At 48.0% G+C, this 19,307-nt stretch carries 17 protein-coding genes, 1 other RNA gene and 1 pseudogene; 4 read left to right on the forward strand and 15 right to left on the reverse strand.

Annotation, left to right across the window (positions count from 1 at the left end; translation table 11 throughout):
• Positions 1-34 precede the first annotated feature (34 nt).
• Complete coding sequence (locus FYJ45_RS09700; RefSeq protein ID WP_154464442.1) at positions 35-733, forward strand: response regulator transcription factor; 699 nt, start codon at positions 35-37, stop codon at positions 731-733.
• A 159-nt stretch (positions 734-892) separates the two neighbouring features.
• Here FYJ45_RS09700 and FYJ45_RS09705 read toward each other — a convergent pair whose 3' ends face one another.
• Positions 893-1,999: an alkaline phosphatase family protein gene (locus FYJ45_RS09705; RefSeq protein ID WP_154464443.1), complete on the reverse strand. Its 1,107-nt coding sequence runs from the start codon at positions 1,997-1,999 to the stop codon at positions 893-895.
• 221 nt (positions 2,000-2,220) lie between these two features.
• On the opposite strand from FYJ45_RS09705, the gene FYJ45_RS09710 reads away from it, so the two are divergent.
• On the forward strand, positions 2,221-3,642 hold the full coding sequence (locus FYJ45_RS09710) for a sensor histidine kinase (protein WP_021636566.1): 1,422 nt from the start codon (positions 2,221-2,223) through the stop codon (positions 3,640-3,642).
• A gap of 81 nt (positions 3,643-3,723) precedes the next feature.
• Here FYJ45_RS09710 and FYJ45_RS09715 read toward each other — a convergent pair whose 3' ends face one another.
• Entirely contained in the window at positions 3,724-4,218 is a 495-nt protein-coding gene (locus tag FYJ45_RS09715; protein WP_276892541.1) for an AAA family ATPase, read from the reverse strand.
• A gap of 265 nt (positions 4,219-4,483) precedes the next feature.
• On the opposite strand from FYJ45_RS09715, the gene FYJ45_RS09720 reads away from it, so the two are divergent.
• Both FYJ45_RS09720 and FYJ45_RS32645 read left to right on the forward strand, forming a co-directional pair.
• Complete coding sequence (locus tag FYJ45_RS09720; protein ID WP_021636568.1) at positions 4,484-4,864, forward strand: GntR family transcriptional regulator; 381 nt, start codon at positions 4,484-4,486, stop codon at positions 4,862-4,864.
• Between the two features lie 126 nt (positions 4,865-4,990).
• A pseudogene (locus FYJ45_RS32645) lies at positions 4,991-5,600 on the forward strand (ABC transporter ATP-binding protein); the annotation flags it as partial.
• Between the two features lie 126 nt (positions 5,601-5,726).
• Here FYJ45_RS32645 and FYJ45_RS09730 read toward each other — a convergent pair.
• The 13 genes from FYJ45_RS09730 to FYJ45_RS09790 form a co-directional block, all read right to left on the reverse strand.
• Entirely contained in the window at positions 5,727-7,097 is a 1,371-nt protein-coding gene (locus FYJ45_RS09730) for an MFS transporter (RefSeq protein ID WP_235930748.1), read from the reverse strand.
• A gap of 160 nt (positions 7,098-7,257) precedes the next feature.
• Entirely contained in the window at positions 7,258-8,832 is a 1,575-nt protein-coding gene (locus FYJ45_RS09735; protein WP_207708413.1) for a plasmid pRiA4b ORF-3 family protein, read from the reverse strand.
• Positions 8,833-9,047: 215 nt separating this feature from the next.
• The gene (locus FYJ45_RS09740) at positions 9,048-9,971 is read right to left on the reverse strand and encodes a radical SAM protein (protein ID WP_235930749.1); all 924 of its coding nucleotides are present in this window, start codon (positions 9,969-9,971) and stop codon (positions 9,048-9,050) included.
• 95 nt (positions 9,972-10,066) lie between these two features.
• Positions 10,067-11,233, reverse strand: a complete 1,167-nt coding sequence (locus FYJ45_RS09745) for a glycoside hydrolase family 18 protein (RefSeq protein ID WP_154464445.1) — start codon at positions 11,231-11,233, stop codon at positions 10,067-10,069.
• A 169-nt stretch (positions 11,234-11,402) separates the two neighbouring features.
• Positions 11,403-12,248, reverse strand: coding sequence for a carbohydrate ABC transporter permease (locus FYJ45_RS09750; protein ID WP_276892555.1), 846 nt, complete (start codon positions 12,246-12,248; stop codon positions 11,403-11,405).
• Between the two features lie 2 nt (positions 12,249-12,250).
• Positions 12,251-13,135, reverse strand: a complete 885-nt coding sequence (locus FYJ45_RS09755; RefSeq protein ID WP_154464446.1) for a carbohydrate ABC transporter permease — start codon at positions 13,133-13,135, stop codon at positions 12,251-12,253.
• Positions 13,136-13,264: 129 nt separating this feature from the next.
• Positions 13,265-14,590, reverse strand: a complete 1,326-nt coding sequence (locus FYJ45_RS09760) for an extracellular solute-binding protein (RefSeq protein WP_154464447.1) — start codon at positions 14,588-14,590, stop codon at positions 13,265-13,267.
• On the reverse strand, positions 14,580-16,406 hold the full coding sequence (locus FYJ45_RS09765) for a glycoside hydrolase family 13 protein (protein ID WP_154464448.1): 1,827 nt from the start codon (positions 16,404-16,406) through the stop codon (positions 14,580-14,582). Before FYJ45_RS09765 ends, FYJ45_RS09760 begins: the two co-directional genes overlap by 11 nt.
• Complete coding sequence (locus tag FYJ45_RS09770) at positions 16,403-17,425, reverse strand: LacI family DNA-binding transcriptional regulator (protein ID WP_195841757.1); 1,023 nt, start codon at positions 17,423-17,425, stop codon at positions 16,403-16,405. Before FYJ45_RS09770 ends, FYJ45_RS09765 begins: the two co-directional genes overlap by 4 nt.
• Positions 17,426-17,566: 141 nt before the next feature.
• Positions 17,567-17,749 (reverse strand): hypothetical protein, encoded by a 183-nt coding sequence (locus FYJ45_RS09775; protein ID WP_154464450.1) that lies wholly within the window; start codon positions 17,747-17,749, stop codon positions 17,567-17,569.
• A 143-nt stretch (positions 17,750-17,892) separates the two neighbouring features.
• An RNA gene (gene ffs, locus FYJ45_RS09780) (signal recognition particle sRNA large type) lies at positions 17,893-18,154 on the reverse strand.
• A gap of 32 nt (positions 18,155-18,186) precedes the next feature.
• Positions 18,187-18,507, reverse strand: coding sequence for a GNAT family N-acetyltransferase (locus FYJ45_RS09785; RefSeq protein WP_154464451.1), 321 nt, complete (start codon positions 18,505-18,507; stop codon positions 18,187-18,189).
• On the reverse strand, positions 18,504-19,268 hold the full coding sequence (locus FYJ45_RS09790) for a class I SAM-dependent methyltransferase (protein ID WP_154464452.1): 765 nt from the start codon (positions 19,266-19,268) through the stop codon (positions 18,504-18,506). Before FYJ45_RS09790 ends, FYJ45_RS09785 begins: the two co-directional genes overlap by 4 nt.
• Between the last annotated feature and the right edge of the window lie 39 nt (positions 19,269-19,307).

Raw genomic sequence — 19,307 nt, forward strand, 5'->3', positions numbered from 1 at the left:
ATGCCCACTTGTCACAGCAAAGGAGACTAACCACATGGTAAATAAACAGAAAATTCTGATTGTGGACGATGACAACAATATTGCGGAGCTGATCTCTTTGTACCTCACTAAGGAATGCTTTGAAACCATGATTGTGGGGGATGGGGAATCCGCCCTTTCCGCATTGGACAGCTTTACCCCCAACCTGATCCTGCTGGATCTGATGCTCCCCGGCATCGACGGCTATCAGGTATGCCGCGAGGTACGGAGCAAATCCAATATTCCCATCATCATGCTTTCCGCCAAGGGCGAGATTTTTGACAAGGTGCTGGGGCTGGAGCTGGGCGCCGACGATTACATGGAAAAGCCCTTCGACTCCAAGGAGCTGGTGGCCCGCGTCAAAGCCGTGCTGCGCCGTTATAAGGCGGCTCCCGCAGCTGCGGAGCCCACAGGCATCAAGTGTGTGGAATACCCGGATCTCACCATCAACCAGACCAACTATTCCGTCATCTACATGGGAAAATCCGTGGAAATGCCGCCCAAGGAGCTGGAGCTTCTTTATTTCCTCGCTTCCTCTCCCAATCATGTTTTTACCAGGGAACAGCTTCTGGATCAGATCTGGGGCTATGAATATATCGGTGATACCCGTACCGTGGATGTACATATCAAGCGTCTGAGAGAGAAAATCAAAGACCATGAGTCCTGGAGAATCGCTACGATTTGGGGGATTGGATATAAATTTGAGGTAAGATAACAAAAACCGGCGGAGGCTGATATGGCTCTTGTCAAGCAGACAAGTACCATATCAGCCTCCGCCGGTTTTTTACCGCTGTTTTTTATGGAAGCACATGGGGCATAAAATGGCTTATCATACGTTCCATCAGCCGCGCCTTATCCCCAATTAAGAGAAGCTTCATTTCTCAATGATAATCAACGGAATTTCCATCTCCTCATCTGTCATTCCGGCATGTACGCCGATTAAAATATAAGCCTCTTCCTTTGTACAGCAAATGGTTAAGTCACTTACTGCAATCGCAAGGTAATCCCCTAACATGTCCCTAAAAGAAGGATGCTCTGTATCTGGTCCGAACAATTGCCTTTGAATTACTTCTTCCTTTGACATCAATAAAAATTTCTCCCCGAACTCTTTTTGAAACTCACTGAGAAATTGTTCTTTTTTCTCCGGTCTGACAAAGAGATTCAAGGCTCTCGGTTCAATCGATGGCAACCTGACAAGGCATTCCTGAATCTTTGGGTAATCTCCGATTGCAACACATTTCGAATCCATATGTCCATGATCCGCAGTAATTATAAACAGTGTTTTATCAAGCCCGCTGCACATTTTTTCTACCCCGGACTCAATATCTTGAAGGAGTTGCTTTGATTCTTCGCTATAGCATCCCTTTCTATGCATCGTAGTATCCGGCTCACTCCAATAACTATAGATAAATTTTTTGCCGGGCTGACTGCACAAATCAGAAATGCGGCTGGTGATATCTTCAAATGTCCGCGGATAAGGAGCAAGAAAAGGGAGAACGTAATACGCTGTTTCTTTCCCGCATATCCGATTGATTTTTTGAACAATGTCTTCATATCCGCAATATCTGAATGCAACATTATAATCAGCCGCAGACAGACCTGTTTCCATCTCCTTGTTCAAAAAAACAGTTACATTCTTGTTTATCTGCGGGAAATAACAATCCCAGCCAAGCCAGCCGTGTTCACATGGATTCATTCCACTAAGCATAGAAGTCGTTGCCGCCACTGTCGTCGGCGGAAATGTAGAACTATATACCGCTTCCAAATGACTTTGAAAGAAACCTTCCTTATCCAGATTCCCGTCAATTATACATTTTCCCATGCCATCTAATAAAAGGACAACGACATTATCATATTCTTTTTTCAGATAAGAATCTAACAAGCTGCTTGTTTTTCGTCCTTCCTCATATCCAAAATATTTCAGTATAGAATTTGGGATGTTTGTAATGCAATTATTGTAATCCGGAAATTTGACTTTCATTTTTTCCCTCCCCCAATTTAGATGTTGATTTGTATACCTATATTATAGAATAGAATACTTTTTAATACCACAAATTCAGGGCAAATCCGCAAATCCCGCAAAGGGGATTACAAGGCAGGGCAAATATGGTAAGATAGTATAAGGTTTGGTAATTACGAGACTGCTGAACAATTACCAGGTCTGTATAATAGAAATGACATTATGAAAACTGAGGTGGACCAATGAGAAAGACCCTCTATTTAAAATTCCTGCTGGCATATCTGATTTTCGGCTTCTTCGGCTTCATCGTCGTCGCCTCCTTCGGATCCAGCATGACCCTGGAGCATATGAAAAGAGAAAAAGCGGATACGCTGTATAAGGAAGCAACACTCATTGCCAACACCTACGCATCGGATCTGTACAATAATGAAGCATCCCTGGAAACGGTAAAAACACAGCTGGATTCCCTGTCCGTCTACCTGGATTCCACCATATGGATTATCAATCCCTCCGGCCGTATGATTATGGACACCGCCACTCCGGTGGATTTGGATCACCCACGCATCATCGAGGGCTTCAACGCTACGGAAACCGCCGGCTCCTACTATACCATCGGAACCTTTTATGACAGCTTTGAAGGGGAAATGCTGAGCGTTTATGCGCCCATCACCTCCAATTTCAAGGTCCGGGGCTATGTGGTCATCCATACCGCCATGGCGTCGCTGCGTTCCACCAGTGAAAGCCTGCTCAGTATTTCCTATATTATCCTGGTCATCTTGTTCCTGCTGTCCCTGATCATCCTTATCTTTTTTACGGAAATGGTTTACCTGCCGCTGCGCAAAATTACGGAGGCGACAGAACAGTATGCCGCAGGCAACCTGCACTATGAATTCCAGGTGGACAGTGAAGACGAAATCGGCTATCTGGCGGCCTCCCTTTCCTACATGGCCAGTGAAATCGCCCGCGGAGAGGACAACCAGAAGAAATTCATCGCCAATGTTTCCCACGACTTCCGCTCCCCCCTGACCTCAATCAAGGGTTATCTGGAAGCCATGCTGGACGGGACCATCCCGCCTGAGCTTCATGAAAAATACCTGAACATCGTGCTAAACGAAACCGAACGGCTCACCAAGCTCACCAACAGCCTGCTCACCCTGAACAACCTGAACACCAAGGGCATGGTTCTGGAAAAATCGGATTTTGATGTTAACTCCATCATCCGCAATACAGCGGCATCCTTTGAGGGCACCTGCCAGCAGAAGCATATCGCCATTGAGCTTGTCCTTACCGGCGAACAGCTTCCCGTGCACGCGGATATGGGCAAAATACAGCAGGTACTCTACAACCTGATGGACAATGCCATCAAATTTTCCCACTCCGATTCCGTTATCAAGATTGAAACCACAGAAAAAAGGAACAAGGTATTCGTCTCCGTAAAGGACAGCGGCATCGGCATTCCCAAGGACAGCCTGAAGCTGATCTGGGACCGTTTCTATAAAACGGATCTTTCCCGGGGCAAGGATAAGAAGGGCACCGGCCTTGGACTTTCAATCACAAGGGAAATTATCCAGGCGCATAATGAAAATATCAATGTTATCAGCACTGAAGGAGTGGGAACGGAATTTATTTTCAGCCTGCCGCTTTCAGAGGAAGATGATGATTAAAAACGGCATGGCGCAGGCTGCTGCATTTATATTGTCATGTCGGGAAAATGTTATCGTTGTAGTTTGCAGTCCGTAATCCGCTTATTTTATATAGTCATTCACTTCTCTTCTGCTGTGTAAAATTATGGTCTTATCCGGATATTTCCCTAACTTTTCATATATCCGGGGAAGATTTTTATCCTGGAATTTATCTGTCCACTTCAGCAGGGCCACGAGCGAAGAAAGCGTTTCTTTCTTCGCCCGCTCCATTCCAAGCTTTCTCTTAACAAAACGGCGGATTATGCGAAAACGGTAAACTCTTTTCGGAATATCTAAAAGAATAATTACATCCGCATCACGGAAGCTGCCATCAAGCCAATCATAAAACACGCCTTCTATAATCCAATCATTTTTCCGGAGTATATCGTCCAGCAATTGATTCCTCTTTTCATCAGGCATTTTTACCCCATACCTATCGGATGAATTGTCCCAGAATATATCATCCAAATCAAAGTGCGGGATATTATATTTTTCAGATAATCTTTTTGCCAGATATGATTTTCCCGTTCCGCTGCATCCAATAATGTGTATTTTCACTTCTTTTCCCCCTTAGCCATGATTTTACTAAATATAACAGTTTCGTCCCGTCTGAATTGTTACTATTATATCATTATTTGTAATTGTTCTGTACCCTCACAGCAACCATTATTTTTCTGTCTGCACTATGGAACCCTGTTTTCCCGTTTATATTGCGATACTGTTTTTCTTCTTATATTGTAAAAACCCTATTGACATCCCGCATATAGTGTTTTATAGTGTACTTGTACGGTAAGTACACTATAAAACACTCCGGAGGGGTTTTGTGGAAATAATAATCAGTAATAACTCCAGCAAGCCCATATATGAACAGATTACCACACAGATAAAGGCAATGATTATCACCGGCCAGCTGCAGGCAGGGGAGCCGATCCCTTCCATGCGGGCGCTGGCAAAATCGCTGCATATCAGTGTAATCACTGTTCAGAAGGCTTATGAGGATCTGCAGAGAGATGGATTTATCGAAACAACTGTCGGACGCGGCAGCTTCGTATCCGCTGCAAACAGGGATTTGTTCCAGGAGGAACAGCAGCGCAAAATAGAAGAACACCTGCAGGAGGCCGTTGAAATGGCACGCGGCTGCGGAATTTCCCTGGATAAGCTGACAGAGCTGATCGCTCTGTTCTATGAGGACACAGAAAACTGACTTTGTTTTAAGGAGACAGAAAGCGGACACCGGCCTTCCCTCTGCGGCAGCATGCCGTCTGGGACGGGCAGGCAAAGTCTCTTCCTGATTATATTTGCGTCTTAAAGTACGCGGACGGGAGTTTATATGGAACCTGCATTACAAATCAATGGCCTGACAAAAGAATATCCCGGCTTTACGCTGGATCATGTATCCTTCACACTGCCCTGCGGAACCATCATGGGACTGATCGGGGAGAACGGCGCGGGCAAAAGTACCACCATCAATGCCGTGCTCGACCTGATCCGGAAGGATGACGGAAATATTTAAATCCCAGGCAGCTGAAGGAAGATATCGGTGTTGTGTTTGACGGCATTAACTTTTATGAAACCCTCACCCCGTCAAGGTGGGTAAGATCTCTGCTGCCGCTTACCGCCAGTGGGATCCGTCTGCCTACAAAGGCTTTCTGGAACAGTTCCAGCTGCCTGCAGACAAGGAAATCAAAACCTTTTCCAAGGGCATGAAAATGAAGCTTTCCATTGCAGCCGCCCTTTCCCACCATCCGAAGCTGCTTATCCTGGACGAAGCCACCAGCGGACTGGATCCGGTAATGCGCGACGATATCCTGGATGTTTTCCTGGATTTTATCCAGGATGAGACACATTCCATCCTGATGTCCTCCCACATCACAACGGATCTGGAAAAGGTTGCCGACTACATCACCTTTATCCACCAGGGAAAAATCGTTTTCAGCAAGCCCAACAGCTGCAGGGTGTTTGTGAAACAGGAAATATAGTTCAACTTGTCCGAAATTCCTTCCCTGCTTTTATAACCCCGGCACAAAAACCACATTCATAAAAACGCATTGATTGAATATCCCTTTTTATACAAAAAAGCAGGGAAGAAAACAGATACTGTTTTCCCCCTGCATCTTATAAAGTGCTGTCACTCCAGCCCTTCCTCCAGCTTCCGTATTTCCCTGTTGCAATACCAGTAAAGGCTTGACGTTGCCCCAAGCACGCCGGTGCACAGGAACATCAACGCCATTCCGCTTCCGCTCCCTGTCCCAACCAGCCTGCCAAGCAGCTGTGCCGCAGCCGATCCCCCCTTGCATGAACGGTTCAAATACATAGTCGGCCAGCCAGCCTCCCAGCAGAAGGCCCGCCGGGATACTGCAATACTGCAGCGCATTTCTTGCTGCAAAAATTCTTCCCTGTATCTCCCGGGGAACCCGGTGATACAGAATAATACGCTGTCCCGCGGCTACAAAGGGAATAGGAACGCTTGCCGCAAGCCCTGCCAGGCACCAGCTCCAGGCACCCCTGCCCATGCCGATCCCCAAATCCCCGAACAGGAAGGAAAAAGCGGCGGACAGATAGATCATCCTCACCGGTCTTCTCTTTATCTTCCCGGTGGCAACCAAAAGGCCGCCCGCGATCCCTCCCATGCCCATCACACTGCTCACCAGCCCCATAATCTGCTCATTTCCCCCGCTCCTTGCAAGAAGCATGGGCGACAGAATATTTTCATAGGTCAGCCGGGAAAAGAAATTAATCAACGCCATGCTGAAAATCATAAATCCCAGGCCCTTTCCCTTTTTCAGGAAACCAATCCCTTCCTTCAGGCCGGCAAAGGGCTTCTCTTTCTTCTTTTCCCTGCTGCATTCCTCCGGAATCCGGACGAAAAAGAGCAGGACACAGAACGCAAAAACAAAAGAGCCAAGATCCGCGAGAATTACGCCCTCCAACCCCCAGAAGGCGCTGACGGAAGCCGCCAGCACCGGTGTCACCACCGTCAGCAGGTTGGAAGAAAAGGAATCCATCCCGCTTGCCCTCGCATACAGCTCCTTGGGCACCAGCATCCCGACAGCCACGGACTGCGCCGGAAACTGAAACGCATTCATAAAGCCAGTTACCGCATTCACCACGTAAATATAACGGATATCCAGCCTGCCGTTAATCAGCAGCATCCAGACAAAAACAGTGCACACAGCCGCGGCGGAATCCGCTGCCAGCATAATCGTCTTTTTCCGGTGCCGGTCAATAAATGAACCTGCAAAAAGACTGACAAGAATGTAAGGCACATAAGAACAAAAGGTCATCAGGGATACCGCCATTGCGGAATCCGTCTGTTTATAAGCCCAGATTATCAGGGCAAAACCCGTCATGGCGCTTCCCAGCTGGGAAACGGACTGGCTGAGCCAGAATATAATATAGTACGTAAATCCCGATTTATTATTTGTGAGCTGTTTCATTGGTTTTTCTCCTTATAGTTTTTTTCTTCCTATAAGTACAAAATCCAATGAGGGCGGAATTACCTTTTTACTCTCATCCTCTGTACAAGCTCCGCCCGTTCATTGAACCTTGTACAGAGAAAAACATCCATGATTATTTCCTCATGCCGAGTCATGCTCTCTATTCCTCCATCATTTTTCCATATTCCTTCATAGAGTAACCCTTCAGAACCGCCGACGGGCATTCCTCCAGCACCGCTTCCACCATTTCCCTGAATCTGTGTGTCATCCGGATATCATTATCCCTGAGCATATCTCCGCACTCAGCGATAAAATTCTCAATATCAACGCCCAGCATACCTTCATGCAAAAGCTCGGATACCAGGAACATACATTCCTCTTCTTCCACTTCTTTTACATCCAGAAGATAGTCCATCAACTCCTTCATAGATGGAATCAAGGATATAATTCCTCCCTGTTCAAGCGCCTTCCTCTCCTGCGTGGTGAACTCCCTGTAATCCTCAATTTCATCGAATTCCGCTCTCTGCGACAGCACCCATTCGGCGTCCTCTTCCTCCAGGATGGAGACATAAATAATTTCATCTTCCTCCATCTTCAGCACAGTGATGTTGTCCCAATAAGCATTTGGCACCAAAACTTTGTCATAGAACTCTTCCATCTCCATGCTGCAGCCGGTATAGGAATTGAGCAGCGGCAGAAGCTTCTCCGCTTCCATCACCCCATACATATTCAGGAACCTTTTCATGTTGGACTCCAGCTTTACAATCACTTCGATCTGCTGCCTTCTATCCTTTTGCGAACAAATTTCCGCACATTTTCCGGCTTCCGGCGTCAGTCTGATAACTCCCTCATCAAAATCCTCCAAATCCGCAAGCCCGCAGGCAAAATAAACATCCAGTTCCCCCAGCATACCCAGGCAGTCTGCCAGCGTAACCTTCTTTCCCTCCGTAAGTTGGACCAGGAATTCCATACTTTCTCCGGTAAGCAGCCCAAGTAACGGCTCCATATCCTTATTCAGCTCCTCTGCCAGGGCCGCCGCATAAACAGGGACCTTGCGTTTTCCCTTGGGGACCGGGGGCAGCGCTATCCCCATCCTGCCCATCAGAGCCTCCAGCTCCTCCTTGCTCTTCTGCTTCAGCAGCTTTTCCATGGTTTTGTTCGTGGGCAGCACTTCTACCGGAGACATGATATCCAGATCGTCTTCCTCGTCCCAGTCCTCTCCAAGGAAAAAATCCCGCAGGATATTATCCTCAAAGGACGCATCTTCCGCCTCCTCCACAAAATCCTCCGGAGCGTCTTCCCAGTCATCCTCTTCATCCCAACCGTCTTCTTCATAAGCAGGGTACTGTTCCAGTACGCCTTTTCCCTCCAGCTGGCGCGTCCTCGCTTTTTTCTCCGTATCCTCCATCTTTACTAACGTCACATCAAACATCCAGTCATCGCCGAAATCATACAAATAAAGCCAGGTTTCCTTCAGCTTCCAGCCCAGCCCTGAAAGGGTTTCCTGATCCGCCCTCCTTCTTTCATCATCATAGGGCGAATAATAACCGTCTTTGTCATATGGCTTCCTGTTTCTGCTGAACATATACAGATGCTCTGCCGTAAAATCAAAGGCCCGGAGTATGGCGCTGTGCAGATCATCCAGCGTCTTGCCGCTGTCAATCTGAATCAGCCTGTATATATTGGAATCCTCCTGCGGTTTTACCTTAAATGTATAAGCTTTTGTTTCCCCCATAGACTTTTCCTCTCTGTGTATTTTTCCGTTGTTACATACCTTCATCATAACCCACCCTGAGCCATGATACAATTCTTTTTTTCAGGCCGCCGGCACGTTTTCTCACGGTCTGCGCAGAAAATGGACGGACCTGTCTGAACCGTAACATGTAAGTTCCATGTTTTTATTTAAAAACCGGCCATTCCCATCATTTAGAAAAAAGGTCTGTGACACGCTCACAGGCCTTCTCCATCAAATTCCGGTATAAAGCTTTCCTCCGCGTTTTCCCCTTCCTGGATAAAACCGTTTTCCACACCCAGCTCAAGGGCGAAGTCCACCACCCTGTCGTACTCCCTTCTGCTCACACGCCTGTTCAGCTCCGGGAACTCCGGAAATTCACCAATCGGGGTATACTGGTTCATAATGCTGATAAAAATGCGCTCCCCATAGGTCTGATACAGATACCGGATCACCTTTTTGGAATCCACCGTACAGCCGGGCAGCACCAGATGCCGCACAATGACTCCCTTTTTCATCAGCCCCGTATTGCCGTCAAAAACCGGCTCTCCCACCTGCCTTACCATTTCCGCCACCGCCAGGGAGGCCGTTTCGAAATAATCGGGTGCGTGGGAATATCTCTGCGCCAGCGCAGGGGAGACATATTTCATGTCCGGCAGATAAATATCCACCAGGCCGTCCATCCGTTTCAGCGTATCCGCCTTCTCATAGCTTCCGGTATTGTAAACCACCGGGATACACAGCCCCGCCTCCTTCGCCCGCTCCAGCGCCAACGCAATCTGCGGGACGAAATGGGTGGGCGTCACCAGATTGATATTATTGGCTTTCTTCTCCTGCAGCTCCAGGAAAATGTCCGCAAGCCTTTCCACCGTAATTTCCCTGCCGGCCCTGCTCTCGGCAATATTCCTGTTCTGACAGAACACACACCGGAGCACACAGCCGCTGAAAAAAACAGTACCTGAACCGTTATCTCCTGAAATACACGGCTCCTCCCAAAAATGCAGCGCCGCCCTGGCGGCTTTTATTTCTGCGGTCTGCCCGCAATAGCCCGTTTTTCCGCCAAGCCTGTCGGCATGGCAGTTTCTTGGGCACAGCGTACAGTCCGACATGATTTTTATGTAATCCGCTTCCTCTTTTCTCATCGTCCGTTCCTTTCCTGCTGCTTCTTACTATACGTAATGGGACGATGTTTTGCAAGTGCTTTAACATAACATATACCGTTGTCAGTTCCTGATAATTACTTCCCGTTCACTCCTGCATAAACGCTCTCCAACAGTTCCCCTCCCGTATCCTGCGACAGCTCCCAGATCCCGGCGCCTGCCAGTCCCAGATTCCGGGCCAGCATGGCTTTAGCACCCACAGACCGGGTATCCTCGTAGGAAAGGAAGGCTGCGTTTCCATATAAATATGGTACAAATGCTTCTTCATGAAAGAAGGAGCGAAAACCGGGGCGGTTCAGGTAATTATTTTTTACCGCATCGTAGGTGACCGCACGGGCGGAAGAAAAGGCGCTGTACCTGCCGTTGTTATTTTCCGAAACACCCTCATAAAGATAGCCGTAAAAAGGGATTCCCAGAACCAGCTTGCCTGCGGGGATTCCTGCATTCAGGTACGCGGATATCCCCTCAAATACACTGTTTTTATACTGAGGGGTGTATTCTGACGGACTGTATAGGGGCGCGCCGAAATCCGACCGGCTGTCCCACGGCCCATGCATATCATAGGTCATAACAAAAATATGATCCACCAGCTCCGCCACCTTGCCCGCTTCAATTTTCTTCAGATAGTTGGGATTGGCTGCCCCGGCAATTGTCAGATAATATTGTTTGCCGTCAATCAGGCTCTGTTCATTCAGCTTCTGCCGGATTGCGGAAAGAAGCAGCGTAAAGTTCCCTGTATCTCCGGGGCTGGACAGATTCCCGGCCTTTCCGCCGGACACCGGATATTCCCAGTCCAGATCAACCCCGTCAAAACCGTGGGCCACAAGAAAGGCCCGGCAGCTTTCGGCGAAGCTGTTCCTGCTCTCCTCAGTGGCAGCGACAGCGCTGAAATAAGCAGAATCATCCCAGCCCCCTACGGATATCAGGGTTTTCAGTCCGGGATTTGCCGCCTTTAAGCTGCGGAGCTGCTCAAAATTCTTAAGATCCCTTTGTGGATTGGCAAGGGCAATGCTGTTGGCAGCCGGATCAATTCCGGCAAATGCGTAATTCAGGTGGGTCAGCTTCTGTGCCGGAACGTGCAGCGGCGTATAGCCCTTAGCCGAAGCCCAGGAGGTATAATAGCCCACAACCGTCTTTTCCCGGGACTCACTCACCGGCGCGGCCTGCGCAGAAAGGCCCATAATTCCTACAAACGCGGAAACAACCATAGATGTGATAAGAGAAAATAAAATATTTTTTTTCAATGTACTTTTCCTTTCTTTGCGTTTTATGTAAAAAGACCTGCTCCGGGCAGTATCTTTTTTTCATTATAAAGTAAACGCACGGAAAGGAACAATGCACAAAATATGGCAGATGGAGGTGCTTTTTAGGAGCTTTCGTTGATTATGTGGGTTGTTTACTTTTCTGCTGAGCCTATCCCTTAACGCTTCCCGCAGTCAGCCCCGCCACAAAGAATTTCTGGCAGAAAATAAATATTACCAGGATAGGCACCAGGCTCAGGACAGACAGTGCAAAAACATATCCCCACTGCGTAAACTGGTGCTGACCGAAAAAACCAGAGATGGCTATGGGAAGAGTCCGCTTCAGATTATCATTTATTACCGTATTTGCCCATGGGAATTCCTCCCATGCTGTAAGGAAGTTAAAAATAGATACGGAGGCAATGCCTGGCTTCGCAAGTGGAAATATAATGCGGAAAAATACGGTAAACACGCCTCCCCCATCCATATAAATCGCTTCATCCAGCTCCCTGGGCACATTTTCCACGAACCCTTTTATCATAAATGTTGAATATGGTATGACCCAGGCCACATAAAAAGGGATCAGCCCCCAGAGATTATTGATCACCTTCAGCTTAACCGCCAGCTCATACTGGGGAACTATCAGCGTAGTCCCCGGAATAATCATGGTCAGCATAATAAACAGAAAAAGAAACCTTCTCCCCGGAAAATGGAATCTTGCAATACAGAAGCCAAGGGCGGCAGCCACAAAAGCGGCAATCAAAACGGTAATACCCGACACGAGAACGCTGTTAATAAAATTCATATAGAATTTTCCCTGGTGATGTATATAATCATAATTTTCCAGCGTAATTTCCTCCAGTGAAGGGAAAAAACGGGGCGGGAACTCATACAGAGCCCCATTCGGCTTCAGCGAGGTGCTCAGCATATAGCAAAATGGCAGTACCACAATGATCAGCCCGGCCAACAGAAGCAGATATAATAAAAAATGAACCATATTTCTTTTTGTCAGTTTCACCTTCAATTCTCCCCCTCCTTCATCAACCGGAACTGTACCAGTGCCAAAAAGGCAAGCACCACAGCGGTAATAAAGGAAAGCGCTGCAGAATAACCGAACTTGCCTGTACTGAAGGCTTTATAATACATCCATGTCAAAATCGTATCCGTCTGGTGCCCCGGCGCGCCGTCTGTGATCATTTTAATAGAGGTAAATACATTGAAGCCGCCAATGGTCAGCATGACCAGAGCAAATAAAACGGTTCCCCGGATGGCTGGCAGGGTTACGGAGAAAAACTTTCTCACACTTCCGGCGCCGTCCAGCGATGCCACCTCGTATAATTCCTGGGGAACAGTCTGCAGCGCGGCCAGAAACACTACCATATTCCATCCAATTCCCTTCCAGATTCCCAGAAGCATTGCAATTGTAAGCCCGCCCCAACGGGTATCCAGCCAGCGGATATTCTGTCCTGTCACATGTATGACGCTTGTAAGGAAATAATTCAGCATTCCTTCCGTATTAAATACATACTTAAAAACAAGCGATGCAATAACCCAAGAGGTAATTACAGGCAGATAATACAGCACGCGGAAGCCTATCCTGAAATGGCAGATGCTGTTGATAAAAAGCGCGGTTAAAAGCCCCAGCAGCATCTGCGCCGGTACCGTCACCAGCGTATATACTATTGAATTTACAAACACTGTATGGAAATAGGGATCCCCAAAAACCTCTCCGTAATTTCCCAGCCCGAAAAACTCCTGGCTCAGTATGGATCCGAAATCCCATTTAAAAAAACTCATAAGAAACAGCTTGGCAATGGGATAAAGTGTAAATATTCCGAATATCAGCACACCCGGCAGCAAAAGTAAGCCTATCTGCATCCTGCTGCCCCATGTTTTTCTGTTCATATATGCCTCCTTTACTGCCCGGCCGCTGTTATACCGCCCGCCTAATCCATTAACATAAACCGGCTCAGGAAAACGTCCGCGCCATTGACGAAGCGGACGCTCCTGGGCTATAATAAAGTAGTGTAAGCCTTATTCGGCAAGCAGTTTATCCATCTTCACTGCAAGCTCATCCATGGCTTCCTGAGCGGTTTTTTCCCCGTTCATTACTGCGGTTACCGCAGTGGCAAGTTCACTGTCAATTTCTGACCAGCTTGCTACCGTTGGGCGGCTTTTTGCTGTTTTGATCGCTTCAATAAAAGGAGCGAAATCAGCTTTCTTCACGGTATCACTCTCCAGCGCTTCCTTATTTACCGGAATCTGACCGCACTTTGCCATTTCCTCCTGCGCATAAGGAGATGTCATAAACTCCATAAACTTCCAGGCGGCATCCTGGTTGGCAGAACGGAACATTGAAATATCTTCGCCACCCAAAACGGATACGCTTCCGCCCTTGCCTGCAGGCATAGGAGCGGTACCATAGGCAAAATCAGGATATGCACCCTGCATTTCCGCTATTTTCCATGGGCCCTCAAGCAGCATCATATACCGTCCGGTTCCGAAACCATCTGTCATGGGAATATCTCCGCTGTTCCATCCGGTGATACATCCCTCTCCGTAGAGATCCGCCAGCAGCTGAACCGTTGCCACCGTTTCGGGACTGTTGATATAACCGGTGGCCGTTTTCTGGTCAGGACTGGTAAGCTCTCCTCCGCAGCTCCAGATAAAAGGACAGAGGTTCCAGCCTGCAAGGGCAGGTTCATCATAGCCCCATACCTGCTGCCCGTTTTCATTGCTGCCGGAAAGCTGTTTTACCGCTTCCACGAATTCTTCCATGTCAGACGGCACGGAAAGTCCTGCATCCTCAAGTGCTTTCTGATTGTAGAACAGAATTTTCGTATTTGTATTCAATGCAAGTCCATAGGAATGCCCGCCTATCTGGGCTGTGCTCATAGCACTTTCCAGAAGCCCGCCGGAGACATCGCTAAAACCCGCAATTTCTTCGTCCAGCGGAACCAGTATCCCCATTTTCTGAAACTCCGGTATCCATGCGCTGTCAAGGCGCGCCACATCCGGAAGTGTATCCGCTTTGGCATTAATCAGTATTTTTTCATGCAGGTCCGCCCATTCATGGGAAACCGCATTTACCTTAATACCCGGGTTCTCACTTTCAAAGGCCGGAATCAGTACGTTCATCAGCGTATCATTTTCCGCCGACTGCGCACTGTAATGATGCCAGAAATTGATAGTGACCTCTTCCTGTTTTTCTGTTGCTGACTGGCTGCTCTCAGTACTGTTTTGCGGACCGTCCTGTGAGCTGCTTTCAGAATTTACTGGCGATTTACCGCAGCCTGCCATAGCCCCCAAGCTTAATGCAGCTGTCAGTACAATTGCCAGTAATTTTTTGTTATCCTTCATAACCTCTTTCCTCCTTTTTCTTTTTTATGACTAAAATGGACCATGCCCCGGCAGTAAGTCTGATTCTGCCCTGACAGTCCATCCTGTCAGCGTTTACACCTTGCTTATGGATCCCATCCGCCCACTCTGCTGTGATTTCCATTTTCTCTGCATCCTCTGTCCCGGAAAAAAGAATGGTATAGGTTCCCGGCCTTAGCACCGGCAGCACCGCTTCTGACTCCGTGTTCTCCGCATTCAGCAGCACATAAAGCTCGTCCTCTTCACACATCCTGGAAAACCCATACATCCTTCCGTCACAAAGCACTGCCGTAAAACTGCCCCTGCATAGCGCCTTTTCTTCTCTTCGAAGCCTAATCAGCCTGCTATACCAGTCATATAGATCCTCATCCTGCTTTTCCTTTTCCCAGCAAAAAGCACCTCTGCAGTCCGGATCGTTAGCTCCTGTCAAACCGATTTCATCTCCATAATAAATGGCCGGAGCCCCGGGAAATACAAACTGAAACGCAGCGGCCAGCTTCAGCTTCCGTTTATCTTCACGGCATTGATAGAGGAAGCGTTCCGTATCATGACTGTCCAGCGGATTATAAAGCGCCTGCTGCTGTTCCGTCGAGTATGCGGACAGCATATGGTTCAGGCGGCAGTCCAGCTGTAATGCGTCAATGCTTTCCCTGGCAAAGAAATCCCTTACACTGTCCCGGAATATGTAATTCATGATGCTGTCCATCCGATTTCCCTGCATCAGCGTTCTGCCGCTTCCCCAGGTTTCTCCAAGCAGCAGACAATCGGGATATTTTTCCTTCAGAACGGTCCGTACCTCCGTCCATACACTGCCGTCCACCTCATCCGCCACATCCAGCCGCCAGCCGTCTATGTGAAAATTCCCCAGCCAGTAATCCATAACCTCCAGGATAAATTTTCTCACTTCACAATTTGCCGTATTCAGCTTCGGCATCCATTTATATGCCCCTACACATTCATAGCTATGATGAGAAAGCCGCACCGGATATTCCGTTACAAAAAACCAATCCTTATAAGAGGATTCCTCCTGTTTCTCCAGCAGATCCATGAAAGGCGCAAAATGCGTCCCGCAGTGATTAAATACGCCATCTAAAAGGATTCTGATGCCTCTTTCATGACAGCCCTCTACCAGGCTGGTGAACTCCTCCTTACTTCCAAAGCAGGGATCGATTTCAAAATAATCTGTGGTTGCATATTTATGATTAAAATCGCCTTTAAATATGGGTGTCAGATACAGGCACTGTATGCCAAGTGCCGCCAGATAGTCCAATTTTTCCAGGATTCCCTGCAGGTCTCCTCCCATAAAATGCTCTCTGTCCGGTACACTCCCCCATGCTGCACAGTCCGGCGGATCATTTTCAGTGCAGCCATTGCGGAACCGATCCGGAAAAATCTGATAATACACCTGCCCTGGAGCCCATTCGGGAATCCTCAGGCAGTCCTTACCGTTTGCATAAAGGAATTCAAAAAAGCCATCCTCCGGTGTTTTTTCCTGAAGCCCCCAGGTGGTCAGGTACAGATGCTCTCCATCCCTTCCCTTTATCTCAAAATAATATTTTTGGTACCGGGCGACCTTGGAGAAGGGCACCTCCACCGAATAATAATCCGCTTCCCCATCCCGAAGAGCGCACTGCATACGGAACTTCCGTATTCTATCCGGCGTGGTCCTGGAGTAGATAACCAGAACACATTCCGCAGCATCCTCCCGCCCCGTCCGCAGGCGGAAGCTCAGCAGCCTGCGGTTTTCGGGATAAACATCTGGTAGAATGCCGGAATGTACAATTGCTCCCCTGTTCATTTACTTCCCCCTTTCTGCGATGATCTGCGAATCAGCAACCTGGTGGAAATCAGTGTATGCTGACTGCCGCTCTCAGCTCTTTTTATTTTTTGAATCAACTGAAACGCCGCCTGTTCACCAAGCCCGAAGGTATCCACATCCACAGCTGTCAAAGGCGGATCCATATATTGTGCAAAGGGATGGTTGTCAAAGGTCACAATTCCTATGTCCTCGGGAATCCGGAGCCCCCTTTTCTTCAATGCCTGAAGTGTATAATAGGCAATTACATTATTGGAACACAAAAATGCATCCGGAGCCTCACGCTCCTCCAATGTCTCCCCAGCTGTCGTCTCCGCATTCTCAGGAAGCCCGCACTCCCTGATATACGCCTGACCGCAGGACAGGCCCGCTGCCTCCAGTCCTTCCAGATACCCTGCAATCCGTTTTTCCGAAAAAACGGTTTTCCTGTTTTCTATCAGGAATGCAATTCTCTGAAATCCTTCCTCCGCCAGGTGAAGCACCGCCATCCTGGCACCTTCTTCATTATTGGCATCCACCCAGCAGGCTTCCGTTTTCATAACGGATGGTTCTCCCAGTACAACAAACGGGCAGCCGTTTTTTACAAGCATTTCCACCAGGCCGGTACGGACACAATTGGACGGAAGAATCAGTCCGTCCACCTTTCTTTCCAGAACCAGTTTCTCCACAGGTGACGCTCCTTTGCTGTTATCGTCATTAGCAATCAGAAGATTATATCCATTCGTCTGTGCTGCCTTATCAATGGCATACACACTTCTGTTAAAAAAAGTATTGGAAAAAGTAATATCATCCCTGGCGTCCATAATTAATCCAATACAATGGGAGTACCCATTGACCAGATTCCTGGCCAGGCTGTTGGGATGATAATTCATCTCTTCCATGGCCTGAAGAATTCTACTTTTCGTTTCCTCCGAAATAGACGCACTCCCATTGACCACCCTTGATACCGTAGAAGGTGCAACTCCGACCTTTCCGGCAATGTCTTTAATTGTTACACTCATATGTACTCCTCTCATTAATGCAAACGTTTGCATTAATTGGCAAAAAAAATATTATTTTTGCATTAATGAAATATTATTATTCATGCAATCGTTTGCATATATTAATCATATTTCATTTCACCAGGACTGTCAATAGCCTCCTTATAGAATTCCTGATTTTTGTTCAATTTCCATTATTTTTTTCTGTGGAATTTGTCTATATTTCTTTCCCCTCACCGAACCTCCGGAAATACAGGGACACTGCAGGAGAGAATATTCCTTTAAAGGTATCCGCGGTTCAAAAACCCTGATACCGCTCTCCTCACTTACATGAAACAGCCTCATATCCGCTCCTTTCTCCTGAAGGCACAACCTGCCCGCGTGATAGCCCCGAGTACCGTATCAAAAAAAGTGCCGGACCTTATCATTTTCATGAAATAATCCAACACCTTCCATTTTCAAAAATCATTCAGAATATAAATCAAAGACCGTGCGTCCTGCTTCGAACACAAACCCATATGCGTTACCTTTACAGTTAACTCCGCCAGGCACCCTCACGGCACACGGAAAATTCTGCTTAGTGCTGCTTTGTTCCCAACCTGACACGGTTCGCAGACATCCGTTGCGTAAGACCCAAACTTCAACGCCACTTATAAAGGGCAGCCACACAGGCACAAGCCCTCGGCCGGACATCACCCCTGCTATAGCGGATTTCAGGTACAGGAGACCGCTAATCCCCCGGCTGCACGGTTTAATTAGTATACTTTTTTTTTAACGCTTTGTCAATCCTTTGTGCTTTTTTCCAGCGTTTTTTCCAGCGGAATTCTCGTATAATATTCTTTTTCATCCGAATGATGGATGTATGCGCCGTTTTTTTCCTGCACACGCAGGGAGGCCGGATTGTCCTTGTGCACGGACAGATAAAGCTCATCCTCTGCCACCAGATCCCGGGCTTTTTCAATTGTCAGCGCCAGGCCCTTTGTCGCATAGCCCCTGCCTCTGTATTTGTCCCGTATTCCGTAACCGATATGGCCGCCTCCGCTGCGCAGCGCATCATTCAGATAATGCCGCACCCGGAACAGGCCTTCCTGTCCTTTTTTCAAGGCTTAACCGCCCTTGTCGCCATATACTGCGGCGCAAATTTCCTGATTTCCATCCCGTTCTCCCGATCTTTGTCCTCATACAGATCCGTAAGCCGGAAACCGGCCTTCAGCTGGCCGCCCAGCTGCTCCTCCATGCTGTGGCTGAACTGGATGCCTTCATAATTCTGCGCCATCCTCTCAAACCTCTCCCGTGGCATTTTCAGCGGATTAAAGGGCAGAGGATTCACAACAAGCAGCGGATTGTCATCCTCAAACAGGAAATTCAGCCCGTTGTCAAAGCCGGCCAGGAGAACACCGCCGCTTTTCAGCACCCGGAAGCATTCATTCCATACGTGATAAACATCCTCCACGTAGCAATTGGAAACGGGATGGAAAATAATATCAAAGCTCCCATCCTCAAAAGGAAGGCGCTGCGTCATATCCCCTTTGATAATGGAAATGGCATATCCTTCCCTGCGCGCCACCTTTCTTTCGGCCTCCAGCTGTCTGTCCGAATAATCCAGTATGGTGCATTCCGCCCCCAGCCTGGTAAAGATGGGCATCTGCTGTCCGCCTCCGCTGGCAAGCCCCAGCAGCTTCTTTCCCTTAAGCTCACCAAACCACTCATGCGGCGCCGTAATGCACGGCGTCAGATACACGCCCCAGTTTTCTTCCGTAACCGCTTCAAATTCCTCATGGGTGACAGGCAGTGACCAGTCACAGCCATTCTCTGCCCAGACATCCCAGGTCCTGGAATTGATTTCCGTATACTTATCCCCCATGGCTTATTTATTTTCCCCCTTTATCCACAATATCCTGAT

The organism is Eisenbergiella porci, from assembly GCF_009696275.1.
Classification (GTDB): domain Bacteria; phylum Bacillota; class Clostridia; order Lachnospirales; family Lachnospiraceae; genus Eisenbergiella; species Eisenbergiella porci.